Origin of the sequence: Streptomyces sp. NBC_01352 (assembly GCF_036237295.1) — a bacterium.
Lineage (GTDB): Bacteria > Actinomycetota > Actinomycetes > Streptomycetales > Streptomycetaceae > Streptomyces > Streptomyces plumbiresistens.
Map to the genome: position 1 here is coordinate 429,804 of NZ_CP108354.1, position 14,923 is coordinate 444,726.

The following is a 14,923-nucleotide window of genomic DNA, read 5'->3' on the forward strand; positions in this document are numbered from 1 at the left end:
CCGGTTCGTCACGGGCCCGGGCGCGTGCCGCAGCCGAGCTCGCCCATTCGAAGGACGCCGCCATGAGCGGCTGGGGATCCCGCTCCCGGCGCGGTTCCTCGACCTCCCCCATCCCAAGCCCGTAGCCGCTCCCGGCCGGCCTCGGCGAGGCTGTTCGGCTTTCCTCGCGGACCGGCTGCGGGCATGAGCTCCACTGGGCCGCAGTGGCGGCCACCTGTCTGGCGCTGCCGCCGATGTCCGGAGCGCACTCCCCCGAGCTCTTTAGAGCAGCATGCGTGATGGCCCGCTGCTTCGCATCGGGCCATCACGCGTTCGGCAGCCAGGGGGCGAGCGCGGCGTCGACCGAACTGATCACCGTGTCCTTGTCGAGTCGTGCGCCGAGCATGAACCGCTGGAACAGCAGGGGGCCGAGAATCCGGGAGACCACTTCTCTGGCGTGTTCCTCGACACCGGGACGGAATTCGCCGCGCTCGACGGCGGCGGCGAGCGCGCCCGCGAAGTGCTCGTCGGCGTGGCCGAACATCTCTTCACGGATGCGCCGTACGTCCTCGTCCCGCTCGGCCCGTTCGACGACGGTGGCGATGACCGATACGGCGACGGGCTGGTTGAGCCAGTCGGCCATTTGCTCCAGCTGGGTCACCAACTGGTGGCGGACCGGGCCTTCGTCGAAGGTGAGCAGAGGACGGACGTCGTTGGCGAGTGCGTCGAAGAGGAGGGACTGCTGGTCCGGCCAGTGCCGGTAGACGGTGGCGCGACCGACTCCGGCCCGCTCGGCGACAGCGGCGTGAGTGACACGTTCCGGTCCTCCTTCGACGAGGAGTTCGGTGGCGGCGGCCAGCGCCGCGGCGCGGCTGCGGCGGGCGCGGGGATCGTCGTTGGTACGCGGCATCTGGCACCTTTCCCGGGACTTCTATGAGACATGTTGACTCACAAACTCTCTTCGATACATACTGTCTCACAGATGAGGGAGACCTCGCCAATCCAGGCACCACCGCCCCGTAGGCCGGGGATGCCTGCCGACCCTAGGAGAGAGCTCATGTCCGTGAACGAGAACGCCGTCGCCCTCCGCTTCGCCGACCGCGCCGCCGCATACCAGGCGCTCAGCGAACTGAAGTACCTCAGCCCCGCCACGACCGAGGTCCGCGCCGCCGTCCTGGTCGAGCGCCTCGAGGACGGCGCGGTGCGCGTACCCGAGGGCATGGACGGCGAGGAGGGACGCAACACCGCGGTCGGCGGGCTGGTCGGCTCGCTCGTCGGCATCCTCGGCGGGCCCCTCGGCGTGCTGATGGGCTGGGGCGTCGGCGCGCTGATCGGGGGAGGCCACGACTACCAGCGGGCCGAACGGGCCACCACCGCCGTCGGCGTCTTCGCCCAGCAGGTCCCGCCGGGCGGCACGGCCATCCTGGCCGAGGTCAGGGAGTCCGACACCCAGGCCCTGGACCAGCTGGCCATACGCTACGACGCCATCCTCGAACGCCGCCCGGCCGACTCCCTCCGCACCGAGCTCAAGGCCATGGAAGAGGCCGCTGACCGGAGCAGGAAGGAGGAGGCGAAGCAGCAGCGTGACCGCGAGCGCGCCGAGAAGAAGGCGAAGAAGGGCGGCGCGACACCGCCGCGGGAGGCCACCGCATAACCGGGACGGGCGCCGCAGACGTGGGGCAGCTCCCCCCTGCCCCGCATGGTGAGGGCGGGCCCACCCCGGCCCGCCCTCACCGCCTTCACCCGGGGGCCTGTCCAACAGTTGACCGTCCCGGATCGTGTGGCCGACGCCTGCGGCTCACTGCCCTGTCGGCGCCGATACCTCAGCGTTGTCCGGCCCTGTCTCACCGGGCTGGGCGGCCGGCGTCGTCGCGGGGTCGTCGCCGTCGCCGTCGGCGAGCTTCTTCTCCGGGAGGAGGAAGGCAAGCACGAGGCCGAGGAGGAATACGGGGACCAGGTAGCGGAAGACCGGTGTCAGGGCGTGCTGGTAAGCCAGGATCACCGCGTCCTGGATCTCGGCCGGGAGAGAATGGACCAGGGCCGGGGTGATCGAGTGGGGGTCGCCCACGGTACTGGCGGCGTCGGCCGGGAGGCGGTCGCTGAGCTGGTCCGTGAGGCGGTGGGCGAATACTGAGCCGACGACCGCGGTGCCAAGGGTGGAGCCGATCTCGCGGAAGAAGTTGTTGGCGGAGGTCGCGGTGCCCACGTCGGAAGCGGGGAAGTCGTTCTGCACGGCCAGGACCAGGGGCTGCATCGTCCCGCCGAGACCGGCGCCCAGCAGGAAGACGTAGACGCACACCAGGACGAGTGAGGTCTCGGTGTCCAGGGTGGACATCAGCAGCGCGGCGACGCACACGAAGACCGTGCCGACGATGGGGAAGATCTTGTAGCGGCCGGTGTTGCTCATCACCCGTCCGGACGGGAGGGCGGTGGCCATCATGCCGACGACCATGGGGATGAGCAGCAGCCCGGACTCGGTGGCGCTGAGGCCGTACACCATCTGCAAGTACGTGGGCAGGTAGCCGATGATGGCGAACATGCCGATACCGACGACCAGAAGCCCGATCAGGGTGGCGATGTTGAAGATCCGACTGCGGAACAGCCACAGCGGGATGATCGGCTCCGCGGAACGGCTCTGGGAGAGGAAGAACAGCACCCATGCCAGCAGGCCTCCGACGGACATGGCGATGATGAGCGGGTCGGACCAGGCGTACTCAGTGCCGCCCCAGGTGGCAACCAGGACCGTGCAGGTCACCGCGGCCGCCATGAGGGCGAAGCCGATGTAGTCGAAGGCGACCTCGACGGCTCTGCGCGGCAGGCGCAGAGCGAACGCGCCGACGGCGAGGGCCAGGGCGCCGACCGGCAGATTGATCCAGAAGCACCAGCGCCAGCCGATACTGTCGGTGAACCAGCCTCCGAGCAGCGGTCCGGCGACGGCGGAGAGGCCGAAGACGGCACCGATCGGGGCCATGTATCTCGCGCGCTGCCGCGGCGGTACGAGGTCGGCGATGACCGCCTGCGAGGTGATCATCAGTCCGCCGCCGCCCAGACCCTGTACGGCCCGGCCGATGATCAGCCAGGTCATGTCCTGTGCCGCGCCCGCGACCACGGAGCCCGCGAGGAAGACGCCGATACCTCCGAGGAACAGCACCTTGTGGCCGAGCAGGTCGCCGAGGCGGCCGTAGACGGGCATGGCGATGGTGGCCGCGAGGATGTACGCGGTGGTCACCCACGCCATGTGGTTCACGCCGTGCAGCTCGCCGACGATGGTGGGCAGCGCGGTGCTGACGATCGTCTGGTCCAGGGACGAGAGCAGCATCGCGGCCATGAGGGCGGCGAATATGAGGCCGAAGTGGCGAGGCGAGCCGGAGGAGTTGTGTTCCTGCGGCTCCACGGCCGGAGTCAAATCGCTCATGGGGAGCTCCTTGAGTGAATGAGTGAGGGCGAGGGAGCACGTGACGGCCCGAGCGTGCGCGTGGCCACCGGGCCGTCACGGGGTCAGCAGGGCGTGCAGGAGTTCCACGAAGCGTTCGACGTAGGGAACCGGGGAGTCCCCGTGACAGAGGACTCCTGGCTCCCCCGGCGCTCCATGCCGGTGCGCACGGGCGGTCAGGGAGAACGCGGCGATCAGGGTCTCCGACCGCCGCCCGAGCCGCTGTTGAGGCCCATCGCCGGCCTGGATGGCTACGCGGGTGACGCGGAAGCCTCAGGCATGCGCGCGTGGCGCAGCCAGGCCGGTGGTGGGGGCAATGGTGGTCAGCGAGAGCGCAGTCCGTCGAGGAGGAGCGTGCAGAGGGCCTCCAAGGCGGCGTCGGCCCCTGGGGCTTGCCACTGGGCGGCGTGGACGGGGTGGTGGTAGCCGATGGTGGCTTCGAAGACGGTCCGCGCCGTCGCGGCAGGGTCGGCCGAGGTGAAGTCCCCGCTGGCGACTCCGTCGGCGATGATGACGCGCAGTTGCTCAATCAGGTCGGCAATGTGGTCGGCGACCGCGCCACTGTGCTCGGCCTCCAGGACCCGGTACGTGGCGAAGAGTTGCGGGTCCTCGGACGTCACCGCTCGCTTGGAGGCGAACAGCGCCGTGAGCCAGGCGCGCAGCCGCTCGGGCGCTGCGAAACGGGTGTCGGCCGCGACCGCCGCGAGGTTGCCGTGCGCGCGGCTGATCCAGCGCCGGGTGACGGCTTCGCGCAGTGCTGCCTTGGACGGGAAGTGCTTGTAGACGCTGGCGTGGCTGACGCCCAGAGCGCGCGCCACGTCCAGCACCGTGGCCTTCTCCGGCCCGTAGCGGCGCAGCACGTCCTCGGTGGCGGCCAGGACGGTCTCGGCGTCCAGCGCCGTGCCCGAACGCATTCAGCGCTCCCCGACCCTCGTACCCGGCATTCCGCGGTCCCCGGCGACCGCGGAGATCGGTACTGCCTTCTCGATCGCTGCCAGCTCCTCCTTGGTCAGGACCAGCCCGGCCGCCGGCAGCGCCTCGTCCAGCTGCTGACGCGTGCGCGACCCGACAATGGCGACGATGTCACCCAGCTCGCGGCCCTGGGCGAGCACCCAGGCAATGGCCAACTGCGCCGCCGTGGCCCCACGGGCGTCGGCGATCTCGTGCAGTGCCTGGACCAGTTTGAGGTTGCTCTCGACGTTGCCGTCCTGAAAGCGCGGCATCAACGCCCGAAGGTCAGTCGGTGAGGGGGCCTGCCGCGTCCAGTTTCCGCTCAGCAGCCCGTAGGAGAGCACGCCGTAGGCCGTGACGGCGATGCCCAGCTCCCGGCAGGTGTCCAGGACACCGCCCTCGATGCCGCGGCTGAACAGGGAGTACTCGACCTGCAGATCGGCGATCGGGTGAACCGCGTGAGCCCGCCGGATCGTCTCCGAACCGACTTCCGACAGTCCGATCGCACGCACGTGCCCGGCCTGCACCATCTCGGCGATGGCTCCGATCGTGTCCTCGATCGGCACCGTCGGATCGAGGCGGCCCGGGCGATAGATGTCGACGTGGTCGGTGCCGAGCCGCTGCAGCGAGTAGGCCAGATAGTTCTTCACGGCCTGCGGACGCCCGTCCATGCCGCCGAAGTTCCCATCAGGATCCGTCATCGCTCCGAACTTCACGCTGAGAACGGCCTTTTCCCGGCCCCCGGCGGACAACGCCCGGCGGATCAACTCCTCATTGTGGCCTGTTCCGTAGAAGTCACCGGTGTCCAGCAGGGTGACTCCCGCATCGAGCGCGGCACGGATCGTCGCAATGCCCTCCGCTTCATCTGCCGCAGCGGTGCTGTTCGACATCCTCATACAACCCAGACCGAACGCCGAGACACGCGGACCACCGGCCCCCAGCTGCCGTGTTTCCATGACTCATACCTCCCGGTGAACGAACACCTGACTGTGCTCATAGCTGACTGTGCAACTGAGCAGCCGTGCCAACGACCGGCGCTCCGACCCCTCCGCCTCGGTGCGACGCCGGAGCGTCCACAACACTGGCCACCAGCTCCAACCGGGCACCGGCAGGCGCGCCGCCCCGGCTTCGCGCAGTCGGCGGCGAGTTCGTCCACCTCGACGGCAGCGAGCAGGGGCATGCCCCTCCTGGGCAGAGCGACCCCGCGCAACGGCGACGAGGAGGCGAAGTCCGACGCCGGCGCGTCGCCGATGTCACCGGCGCAAAGCGACACACCGCGCCCGTGCACCCGCCACACCGCAACCGGCCTCATCCTTGGCATCGGTTGGCCAGGATTGTGAGGCGCAGTCCATCCACGGCCAGTAACGCCGCCCGCGCGGTGCGGACCTTGGCTGCGCCCCGGGCGCAGGCGTCCCCGGTGACGAGGTCGAGTGCTGCGCTGCTCGTCCTCGTCCCGCCCGCCCCAATTGTTCGACAGGGCCTTCGGGCCACCCGTGGCGACTCCTGGGACTCGTGCGTCCATAGCGTGGACCGTACAACATTGGGGTTACAGATTTCAAATGTTGTAACCCCTAACCGTGCCGCCGTTAGCCGGAGTTGGGGGGAGCGCTCGACGAGGTGCTCGGCCGACAATCACCCGGCGCATGGAGCGAAGGGCTACGAGCCCCGGTTGACGCGCCTGTTCACCGAACGGACATGCGTGGCGGATACCGGCCCTTGGCCTGCCGACCCCAGACGCTCCCGTCAGCATCGCGCTCCAAGCGACAACGCTGACCGGCGACGCCTGTGGCTCGGTGCCCCGCGCCTATGTCACCTGCGCTTGGGACATGGCGGTCCGCCCGACCCAACAGCTGGAGGTCATCGGCGAGGCGGACGCCGCCTTCCGGGACAACCCGGCCTCCGCAGAGGCGATCGACTCCTCACCGTTCCTGTCGATGCCCGGGCAGGTGGCTGACATCGTCACAAAGCTGGTCTGACCGGCCTGGTCCACAGGCGGCGGTCGGCAACGCAACGCACCGTGCGCACCGACCGTGGCGTCTTCGCCGTCCGGCCAAGGCGGCGGCTTCGTCGGACTCAGTGGCCCCGGGCGATCCACTCCTCGAGGTGCGGGGCCTCGGCACCGATGGTGGTCGACTCGCCGTGGCCGGTGCGGACCACCGTTTCCGGCGGCAGCACCAGCAGCCGGTCACGGATGGAACGGACGATCGTCGGGAAGCAGGAGTACGACCGCCCGGTGGCCCCCGGTCCGCCGGCGAACAGGGTGTCGCCGGTGAACACCGTGCCCAGGTCCGGGGCGTGCAGCGAGATCGCTCCAGGCGTGTGGCCGGGGGTGTGAAGCGCCGTCAGTTCGATGTCGGCCACACGGATTCGGCGCATGTCGGAGAGGTAGCCGTCAGGCTTCCGGTCCGGGTGGGTGTGCTTCCACAGCAGCCGGTCGTCGAGATGGATCAGGATCGGCGCACCGGTCGCGTCGGCCAGAGCGGGAGCGGCGTCGATGTGGTCGTCGTGGCCATGGGTGCACACGATGGCCCGCAGCCGCCGGTCGCCGACGGCGGCGCCGATGGCGTCGGCATCGTGAGCGGCGTCGATGACAATCACCTCTTCGTCGTCGCCCACGATCCACACGTTGTTGTCGACGTCCCAGGTGCCGCCGTCCAGGCTGAAGGTGCCGGACGTGACCAGGTGTCCGATGCGGGCGGCCGTCACAACACGACCACCGAGCGGAGCACGTCACCCTTGTGCATCCGGGCGAAGGCATCCTCGACCCCGTCCAGGGCGATCGTCTCGCTGACGAACGCATCGAGGTCCAGACGGCCCTGGAGATACAGATCGATCAGCAACGGGAAGTCCCGCGAGGGCAGACAGTCGCCGTACCAGGAGGACTTCAGCGCCCCGCCGCGGCCGAAGACGTCCAGCAGCGGCAGTTCGAGTTTCATCTCGGGCGTGGGTACGCCGACGAGGACGACCGTGCCGGCCAGGTCACGGGCGTAGAAGGCCTGCCGGTACGTCTCCGGGCGGCCTACGGCCTCGATGACCACATCCGCGCCGAAGCCGCCGGTCAGTTCGCGTACGGCCTCCACCGGGTCCGTTTCCCGCGAGTTGACGGTGTGCGTGGCACCGAGAGACGCGGCGGTGGCGAGCTTACGGTCGTCGATGTCCACCGCGATGATCTTCGCCGCACCCGCCAGCTGGGAACCCACAACTGCCGCGTCGCCGACTCCTCCGCAGCCGATGACGGCCACGGAGTCACCGCGGGTGACCGCACCGGTGTTGATCGCCGCGCCGATGCCCGCCATCACGCCACAGCCCAGCAGGCCTGCCGCGGCCGGTGACGCGGCTGGGTCGACCTTGGTGCACTGCCCGGCCGCGACCAGGGTCTTCTCGGCGAAGGCGCCGATGCCCAGGGCCGGAGACAGCTCGGTGCCGTCGGCGAGGGTCATCTTCTGCCGGGCGTTGTGGGTGTCGAAGCAGTACCAGGGCCGCCCGCGTCGGCAGGCCCGGCACTGGCCGCACACGGCACGCCAGTTGAGGATCACGAAGTCGCCCGGCTGCACGTCGGGCACGCCTTCACCGATCGACTCGACGATCCCGGCAGCCTCGTGGCCGAGCAGGAAGGGGAACTCGTCGTTGATGCCGCCCTCACGGTAGTGGAGATCGGTGTGGCAGACCCCGCACGACTGGATCCGTACCACCACCTCCCCCGGCCCCGGGTCGGGGATCACGATCGTCTCGATGCCGACCGGCGCGCCCTTGGCCCTCGCGACGACGCCTCGTACCTGCTGGGACATTGCTGGATTCCCTCCTGCTCAAACGGGCTGGACGCGCAGGGGCAGGGACGCCCATGAGCGCAGGGTGTTGTTGGGGTGGCGGCGCGGGGTTCCGGTCACCTCGAACCGCTCGACGCGTCGGGCCAGCGCGGTCAGCAGCGCTTCGGCCTCCAGGCGGGCCACGTGCTGGCCGATGCACTGGTGGATGCCCATGCCGAAGCCGACGTGGCCGGAGGGGTCCCTGGTGGGGTCGAAGCGGTCGGGGTCCCTCCAGCGGGCCGGGTCGCGGTTGGCCGCGCCGAGGAACATGAGGATCTTCGTGTCAGCGGGGATGACCGTGCCGGCGATGGCGACGTCGGTGGTGGCGGTACGGAAGAAGGTCTGCACCGGCGACTGCCAGCGGACCGCCTCGTCGAACGCGGCGCGCGCCAACTCCGGCCGCTCCCGCAGACGCTGCCACTCCTCGGGATGGGTGGCGAAGGCGTACAAGCAGGCTGCCAGGCCGTGCACGGTGGTGTCGACGCCGGCCGAGAGCAGGGAGCGCACCACCACCGGTGCCTGCTCGTGTGTCAGATCTCCACGGTCCACAGCCGCCCAGATGGCAGCTCCGAAGCTGTCCTCGCTCAACGCCTCCCGCCGGCATTGGGCGTTGACCCATGCCGACAGTTCGGACAGCCGGTGGGCGTCCGCCCTGACGAGGTCGTTGCGAGGGCCGAAGGCGTTGAAGACCATGTTGCCGTACGGCAGGAGGTTCTCCCGGCCGTCCGGGCCGAGGCCCACCGCGTCAGGGAAGGCCCGCAGTGGGAACGCCTCCGCCAGCGCCGTGAAGCCGTCGAACTCGGCTCCTTCGGCGAGGACTTGCTCGACGAGTTCCTCCGCCACGTTGTTCCAGGTCTCATGCAGGCGGCGCAGGGCGGGCGGGGCGAGGATCTCCCGCAACACCCGGCGGGGGGCGTCGTGGCGGGGCGGGTCCGCCTCCAGCAGCAGGCTCGGCGTCCGCCACGGCTCCTCGTGCCGGAAGTTGGCCAGGCCGACGCCCGAACCCGACTCGAAACGCTGCCAGTCCACCAGTGCGGCATGGACCTGCTCGTAGCGGGCCAGCGCGTACGCGTCATGACGGGAGAGGTACACGACCGGACCGGCATCGCGCAGCGCCTCGTGCAGCGGTTCGGGGTCCAGCAGGACGTCGTGGGCGAACGGGTCGACGTCACTTACGGGCGGCACGACGGAATGCTCCAGTGCCTCGGTCATCACGGCTCCTTGGGAAGGGGAAAGGGCTCAGCGATCAGAGGTCGGTCTCAGAGATCGAGGACGAGGCGGTCGCCGCACGAGCGCGACACGCACAGAAACATGCAGTCGTTCGCCGCCCGTTCGTGGTCGGCCAGCACCGAGTCCCGGTGGTCCGGCCGCCCGTCCAGCACTGGCGTCAGACATGTGCCGCAGGTGCCCTGCTCGCAGGAGGAGAGCACGCCCACGCCGGCCCGGCGCACCGCCTCCAGCACGGACACGTCCGGGGTGACGGTGACCGTGCGTCCGGTGCGCCGCAGTTCTACCTCGAAGGGCGCCTTGCGGACCGGCGGGGTCTGCGCGGCGGCGGTGAAGCGCTCGGTGCGCAGGGCGTACGGCGGCCAGGCCACGCATGCCGCTTCGACGGCGGCGAGCAGCGGGGCGGGGCCGCAGCAGTACACCTTGGTGTCCGGTCGCGGTGTGCCCAGCCAGACCGCCAGGTCCAGCAGCCCGAGTTCGTCCTGCGGGACGATGTGCACCCGCTCGCCGTAGGCCTCCGTAAGCTCCTCGCCGAAGGCCATCGACGACCGCGTACGCCCCCCGTACAGCAACTGCCACTCCGCACCGAGCAGTTCGGCCTGCCGCACCATCGGCAGCAGCGGCGTGATGCCTATGCCGCCCGCGATGAAGAGGTACTTCTCCGACGGTACGAGGGGGAAGTGATTGCGCGGGCCACCGACCCCAACGAGGTCCCCCGAGCTCAACCGGTCGTGCACGTAAGCGGACCCTCCCCGGCCCGCGGGCTCCCGCAGCACGGCGATCCTGTAAGTGTGCGCGTCCCATCGGTTGCCGCACAGGGAGTACTGCCGGGTCGTCCCCTCCGGCAGCACCAGGTCGATGTGGGATCCCGGCGTCCAGTCCGGCAACCGGGCACCGCCCGAGTGGGTGAGGGTGAGCGACACGACACCCTCGGCGATGTCCTCCCTGGCGGAGACCGTCAGAGTCGCCGCGTCCCTCGGCGCCGGCCGTCCCGGACCGGCGCCGGATCCGGCATCCGCAACCACACTGGTTCCGACCACGTTGTCGCCTCCCGTCGTTGGGTTGCACGCAGGATGCGCGGCGACGACGGACGGCCGCGACGGCATTCTCAACCAGTGAGAGACATACTTCCGCCGGCTGTCATACGGCCGCTGCCCTACCACCACCTGAGTCACCGGGCGCTCGGCCCCGCCCCGGAGCATCCGGTGCCCCCAGCGCACGGGAGACGCCGCGTGCCGCCGTCCGCACCACGGGCACGACCGACGAGGCCCCCGACTCGTTGGGGACGATCACCGCCAGCGCGGCCACCACCTCACCGCTCGCGTCACGCACCGGTGCCGCCACGCCCATGGCGTCCGGATGCACGTATCCCGGGCAGTACGCGTATCCCTGCTGCCGCACGTCGGCCAGAACGGCCCGCAGCCGCGCGGCGGTGGCGGGGGTATTCGGGGTGTACCGGTGCAGGCGTCCGTCGAGCACCCGTCGGCGCAGGTCAGCAGGCCCATGGGCGAGGAGGACCAGGCCGATGGAGGAGGCGTGCAGCGGCAGGCGACCCGCGATGCGGGTGTAGTTGATGACCGCGCCCGGTGCCGTCAGCCGCTCCAGGAACAGCGCCTCATCGCCGTCCAGCACACCGAGCTGCACGTGGTGGCCGACGACGTCGTGGACGCCTTCCATGAACGGCATGGCCGCATTGCGCAGGGACAGGGAGGGCGAAGCGCGGGTGGCCAGCTCCCACAGACGCATGCCGCTCCGCAACCGGCGGTCGTCGTCCCGGGTCAGGAACCCGAACGACACCAGCTCGGCCACCAGACGCGAAACGGTCGCCACGTGCAACCCCGTACGCCGGGAGATCTCCGAGACGGTCAGGGCGGGCTCCTCCGGCGTCAACACCTCGAAGATCCGCACAGCCCTCGCCAGAACCGACTCACCGTGTTGTGTCCTCACCTGGCCCTCACCGGACTCCTTCCAGACAGGTCAAGCCCGATGGTTCATGGAGTGAACGGGTCGGCATCTGTGCCGCACACCTAACGCGCCCGCATAGTGGTCCACATCCTGATCGTGGGCACCCCTCGAACAGCTTCACAAAACGGCGGCGCAGCCGAACCGCACCCTCGGCGCGGTCATCGTCGCAGCAGCGCTGGGCCCATCACAACAGAGTGAGCAGCAGACCCCGCTGGACCTCCACGCGCAACGCGTCCTGCGCGCGCTGTGCATCGGCCGCCGGCATGTCGGCCGGCAGCCAGGGCGGGAGGCGACACGGTGCTCAGCGCGCTGCCGTCGCCAGGTCCTCGATGTCGCCCACCAGGTCGGCCGGGGAGGCGAGCGCGGCGATCTCGTCACGCATCGCAAGGGCGGCCTTGCGCAGGGAGTCGTCGTTCAGGAGGGTGTCGAGCAGGTCGCCGTCCACCACCTGGGGCTCGGTGCGCAGGGCGAAGCCCTGCGCAACGGCAGCCGCGGCATTGGTGAAGTGGTCGGCACCACTCGGCAGGAACAGCTGCGGGATGCCGACGGCCGCCGCCGCCATCATGGTGCCCGCTCCGCCGTGGTGGACCACGGCGTCGCAGCCGGCCAGCAGCTGTGCGAGCGGCACCCAGTCCGACAACGGCCTTACGTTGGGCGGCAGTTCGCCCAGCGGAGCGAGGTCGGCGCCGCCGAGGGCGAGCAGGAAGTCGGCGTCCACCATGGCCGCCTGCTCGATCAGCCGGTCGACGTACCGCGCGCCTGCCGTCCGCGACAGCGCCGTGCCGAGCGTGACCACGACCCGCTGCCGCCCGCCGCGCGCGACCAGGTCCGCCGGCACCGGGCCGCCGCCGTTGAACGGCACGTACCTGACCCGCCAGCCCGTGCCGTCGCCGCCGAGCGAGGCGGGGACCACGTCGAGCACGGTGCGCTCGGGCGGCCCGGTCACCCCCCGGGCCCGGTACTCGTCGGCCAACTCGGCGGCCATCCCTTCGACGTAGGGCAGCCCCGCGGTCACACCGAAGTTGTGGACCACTGTGGGGATGCCCAGCAAGGCAGCGACGAGTGGCGCCGTACCTTGCATCGTGGCGTGCACGATCACGTCCGGCCGCCACGTCTCGGCCAGCCGGACCAGGTCGCCCAGGGCCGACCGGCTGTGCTCGGCAAAGCCGATCACAGCAAAGCGGTTGATCTCCTCCTGCGTGAGCTCCTTCGGCCCGTTCGTGCTGAAGCGAGCGAAGATCTCGGCCGTGGTGGTTCCGTCACCCACCTCGACCAGGGGAAACCCGGTCGGCCTCAGCACGTTGACCGGGGCCTGCCCGGCGAACAGGACGTCGTGACCGGCCGACCGCAGGCCCTGGGCGGTCGGGACCATGGGGAAGACATGCGCGGCCGAGCCCGGGGCGCTGAACAGGATTCGCATGACGTGTACTCCTCGTGGGGGGGGGTGAAGGGTGGCGGTGCCCTCTCACGGGCCGGGCGGGTGAAGGCGGTGAGGGCGGGCCGGGGTGGGCCCGCCCTCACCATGCGGGGCCGAGGGGAGTTGCCCCACATCCATTGGCCCGTCCCGGTTACGCGGTGGCCGGCTGCTTGTGCGTCGAGGCTCCGTGCCGCGTCTTCTTCTCGGCGCGCTCGCGGTCACGCTGCTGCTTCGCCTCCTCCTTCCTGCTCCGGTCAGCGGCCTCTTCCATGGCCTTGAGCTCGGTGCGGAGGGAGTCGGCCGGGCGGCGTTCGAGGATGGCGTCGTAGCGTATGGCCAGCTGGTCCAGGGCCTGGGTGTCGGACTCCCTGACCTCGGCCAGGATGGCCGTGCCGCCCGGCGGGACCTGCTGGGCGAAGACGCCGACGGCGGTGGTGGCCCGTTCGGCCCGCTGGTAGTCGTGGCCTCCCCCGATCAGCGCGCCGACGCCCCAGCCCATCAGCACGCCGAGGGGCCCGCCGAGGATGCCGACGAGCGAGCCGACCAGCCCGCCGACCGCGGTGTTGCGTCCCTCCTCGCCGTCCATGCCCTCGGGTACGCGCACCGCGCCGTCCTCGAGGCGCTCGACCAGGACGGCGGCGCGGACCTCGGTCGTGGCGGGGCTGAGGTACTTCAGTTCGCTGAGCGCCTGGTATGCGGCGGCGCGGTCGGCGAAGCGGAGGGCGACGGCGTTCTCGTTCACGGACATGAGCTCTCTCCTAGGGTCGGCAGAGCCGCAACGGGCCCGTATACGACGGTGGACGGCAGCGGCGCCCGCCTGCACGGGACCCCCACCTACCTCTGTGAGACAGCATGTACCAGAAATGGTTGTGAGTCAATACGTCTCACAGATCGCCCACCCACGCCGCCGTCGCCCAACGGGCCGGCATCGGCCGCACACCTCGGTGCCTCATGCCTTCGTGTCGGCGGGCGATGGACTGATTCGAGCGCCGGTCCCCGGCGGGGAAGTCCTCAACCTTGAGAGGTGCCTTCCCCTGGGCGCCCACTGGCGCAGGTATGCGCCCGCGCGCCTCGCTCCTCCCTCATCCGAGCTTGTTCAAAGCATGCCTTTGTTGTTGTGACCCTGGTTCGGTTCGAGCCCCCAAGCGGCCGCTCGGGCGGCTGCTGCGGCGCGATTGGGAAGGTCCAGTTTTGCGAAGATGTGCTCGATGTGCGTGGCTACCGTGCGCACCCCGATCGACAGGTTGCCGGCGATCTCGCGGTTCGTGCGGCCGCGGGTCAGTTCGGCCATGACCTGGAGTTCGCGGAGAGCCAGTCCGCCGGGACGAGCGCATGGCCGACAGAGGGCTTGGGTCACGGTGCCGGACCGTGTCAGACGCACTTCGAGCAGTTGCTGCGCGTGGATCACGAGGATCGTCGTCGGCAACGGCCGAGACCGTGCCGTGGTGCGGATGAGATCGCTCAGCAAGACCCCGTCGGCCCCGGGACGCTGTAGCAGACCGCCGTTGACGGATACGAACGGCGCACCTGGGGAATCGGGAACGGTCATGGCCCAGACGCCGTCGTCCGGTTCGGACGGCTGGTCGCCTGTGTCACTTTGCCGCAGGCCATCGACCACGGCGGCCGGGTCGCTCCGATGCTGAGGACCCCGACGTAGCGGCCGTCCGTGGTGAACAGGCACTGGGTGGTGCCCTCGGCTCACGCTCTCCTGCTGTTCCGGGCGCAGTGGTGTGGCGTCATTCGGCAGCGCCGAACGGGCTGTCGACGGCGTACAACCAGGAGCCGTCCTTCTGGCGGCGGGCCACCTCGACGGTGGTGCCGCTCAGCGAAAGGGGATTGCCCGCGGGATCGCGGCCCTCCAAGGACCAGTCGGAGTGCATGAGTGCCACACCATCCGCCTCGACGGCGAAGGTCGGGGTGAGCGAAAACGTCTGCGCGACCCCGAGGAGCCCGGCGAGGGCCTCCCGAACCCCAGAGGTTCCGACCGCGTTCTCACCGCCTTGCGAGACGAACACCGCGGTGTCCTCGTACAGCGACAGCAACCCATCGAGGTCCTTGGCCAGGAAGACTTCGAGGAACCGGCTCTGCAGTTCACGGGGGTGGATGCGGTCATGCTTCCTTCTTGCCAACGGCGCCGCGCGGGCG

General features: G+C 70.1%; 15 protein-coding genes. 2 read left to right on the forward strand and 13 right to left on the reverse strand.

The annotated features are described in order from the left end of the window. Positions 1–304 precede the first annotated feature (304 nt). Complete coding sequence (locus OG252_RS02190) at positions 305–889, reverse strand: TetR/AcrR family transcriptional regulator (protein ID WP_266452359.1); 585 nt, start codon at positions 887–889, stop codon at positions 305–307. Between the two features lie 147 nt (positions 890–1,036). On the opposite strand from OG252_RS02190, the gene OG252_RS02195 reads away from it, so the two are divergent. After that, positions 1,037–1,633 carry a DUF1269 domain-containing protein gene (locus tag OG252_RS02195; protein WP_266452357.1) on the forward strand — a complete coding sequence of 199 codons (597 nt, stop codon included), beginning with the start codon at positions 1,037–1,039 and terminating at the stop codon, positions 1,631–1,633. Positions 1,634–1,777: 144 nt separating this feature from the next. Here OG252_RS02195 and OG252_RS02200 read toward each other — a convergent pair whose 3' ends face one another. The 3 genes from OG252_RS02200 to OG252_RS02210 all read right to left on the reverse strand — a co-directional run bounded on the left by OG252_RS02200 (position 1,778) and on the right by OG252_RS02210 (position 5,319). Further along, positions 1,778–3,394, reverse strand: a complete 1,617-nt coding sequence (locus OG252_RS02200) for an MDR family MFS transporter (RefSeq protein WP_266452355.1) — start codon at positions 3,392–3,394, stop codon at positions 1,778–1,780. Between the two features lie 341 nt (positions 3,395–3,735). Then, a complete protein-coding gene (locus OG252_RS02205) occupies positions 3,736–4,326 on the reverse strand; it encodes a TetR family transcriptional regulator (protein WP_266452353.1) in 591 nt (196 codons plus the stop codon). After that, complete coding sequence (locus tag OG252_RS02210) at positions 4,327–5,319, reverse strand: aldo/keto reductase (protein WP_266452351.1); 993 nt, start codon at positions 5,317–5,319, stop codon at positions 4,327–4,329. Between the two features lie 870 nt (positions 5,320–6,189). Between OG252_RS02210 and OG252_RS02215 the strand changes: the two genes are divergently transcribed. Then, positions 6,190–6,339: a hypothetical protein gene (locus tag OG252_RS02215; RefSeq protein ID WP_266452349.1), complete on the forward strand. Its 150-nt coding sequence runs from the start codon at positions 6,190–6,192 to the stop codon at positions 6,337–6,339. A gap of 97 nt (positions 6,340–6,436) precedes the next feature. On the opposite strand, the gene OG252_RS02220 is transcribed toward OG252_RS02215, so the two are convergent. From OG252_RS02220 to OG252_RS02260, 9 genes are all read right to left on the reverse strand, one after another. Then, complete coding sequence (locus OG252_RS02220) at positions 6,437–7,069, reverse strand: MBL fold metallo-hydrolase (RefSeq protein WP_329333261.1); 633 nt, start codon at positions 7,067–7,069, stop codon at positions 6,437–6,439. Beyond that, a complete protein-coding gene (locus OG252_RS02225) occupies positions 7,066–8,151 on the reverse strand; it encodes an S-(hydroxymethyl)mycothiol dehydrogenase (RefSeq protein ID WP_329333263.1) in 1,086 nt (361 codons plus the stop codon). The genes OG252_RS02220 and OG252_RS02225 overlap by 4 nt, the downstream gene beginning before the upstream one ends. A gap of 18 nt (positions 8,152–8,169) precedes the next feature. After that, entirely contained in the window at positions 8,170–9,381 is a 1,212-nt protein-coding gene (locus OG252_RS02230) for a cytochrome P450 (RefSeq protein ID WP_266452343.1), read from the reverse strand. 47 nt (positions 9,382–9,428) lie between these two features. After that, on the reverse strand, positions 9,429–10,436 hold the full coding sequence (locus OG252_RS02235; RefSeq protein ID WP_266452332.1) for a PDR/VanB family oxidoreductase: 1,008 nt from the start codon (positions 10,434–10,436) through the stop codon (positions 9,429–9,431). Between the two features lie 100 nt (positions 10,437–10,536). Continuing rightward, the gene (locus OG252_RS02240; protein WP_266452326.1) at positions 10,537–11,343 is read right to left on the reverse strand and encodes an IclR family transcriptional regulator; all 807 of its coding nucleotides are present in this window, start codon (positions 11,341–11,343) and stop codon (positions 10,537–10,539) included. 319 nt (positions 11,344–11,662) lie between these two features. Continuing rightward, positions 11,663–12,781 (reverse strand): glycosyltransferase, encoded by a 1,119-nt coding sequence (locus OG252_RS02245; RefSeq protein WP_266452324.1) that lies wholly within the window; start codon positions 12,779–12,781, stop codon positions 11,663–11,665. 148 nt (positions 12,782–12,929) lie between these two features. Next, positions 12,930–13,526 (reverse strand): DUF1269 domain-containing protein, encoded by a 597-nt coding sequence (locus tag OG252_RS02250; RefSeq protein WP_266452322.1) that lies wholly within the window; start codon positions 13,524–13,526, stop codon positions 12,930–12,932. A gap of 348 nt (positions 13,527–13,874) precedes the next feature. Then, complete coding sequence (locus OG252_RS02255; protein WP_266452320.1) at positions 13,875–14,396, reverse strand: helix-turn-helix transcriptional regulator; 522 nt, start codon at positions 14,394–14,396, stop codon at positions 13,875–13,877. A gap of 118 nt (positions 14,397–14,514) precedes the next feature. After that, the gene (locus tag OG252_RS02260; protein ID WP_266452318.1) at positions 14,515–14,907 is read right to left on the reverse strand and encodes a YybH family protein; all 393 of its coding nucleotides are present in this window, start codon (positions 14,905–14,907) and stop codon (positions 14,515–14,517) included. Between the last annotated feature and the right edge of the window lie 16 nt (positions 14,908–14,923).

Coding starts and splice junctions, on each gene's coding strand:
- OG252_RS02210 (WP_266452351.1), bottom strand. CDS start 5,319: ATGGAAACACGGCAGCTGGGGGCCGGTGGTCCGCGTGTCTCGGCGTTC.
- OG252_RS02200 (WP_266452355.1), bottom strand. CDS start 3,394: ATGAGCGATTTGACTCCGGCCGTGGAGCCGCAGGAACACAACTCCTCC.
- OG252_RS02225 (WP_329333263.1), bottom strand. CDS start 8,151: ATGTCCCAGCAGGTACGAGGCGTCGTCGCGAGGGCCAAGGGCGCGCCG.
- OG252_RS02230 (WP_266452343.1), bottom strand. CDS start 9,381: ATGACCGAGGCACTGGAGCATTCCGTCGTGCCGCCCGTAAGTGACGTC.
- OG252_RS02250 (WP_266452322.1), bottom strand. CDS start 13,526: ATGTCCGTGAACGAGAACGCCGTCGCCCTCCGCTTCGCCGACCGCGCC.
- OG252_RS02205 (WP_266452353.1), bottom strand. CDS start 4,326: ATGCGTTCGGGCACGGCGCTGGACGCCGAGACCGTCCTGGCCGCCACC.
- OG252_RS02215 (WP_266452349.1), top strand. CDS start 6,190: ATGGCGGTCCGCCCGACCCAACAGCTGGAGGTCATCGGCGAGGCGGAC.
- OG252_RS02195 (WP_266452357.1), top strand. CDS start 1,037: ATGTCCGTGAACGAGAACGCCGTCGCCCTCCGCTTCGCCGACCGCGCC.
- OG252_RS02245 (WP_266452324.1), bottom strand. CDS start 12,781: ATGCGAATCCTGTTCAGCGCCCCGGGCTCGGCCGCGCATGTCTTCCCC.
- OG252_RS02190 (WP_266452359.1), bottom strand. CDS start 889: ATGCCGCGTACCAACGACGATCCCCGCGCCCGCCGCAGCCGCGCCGCG.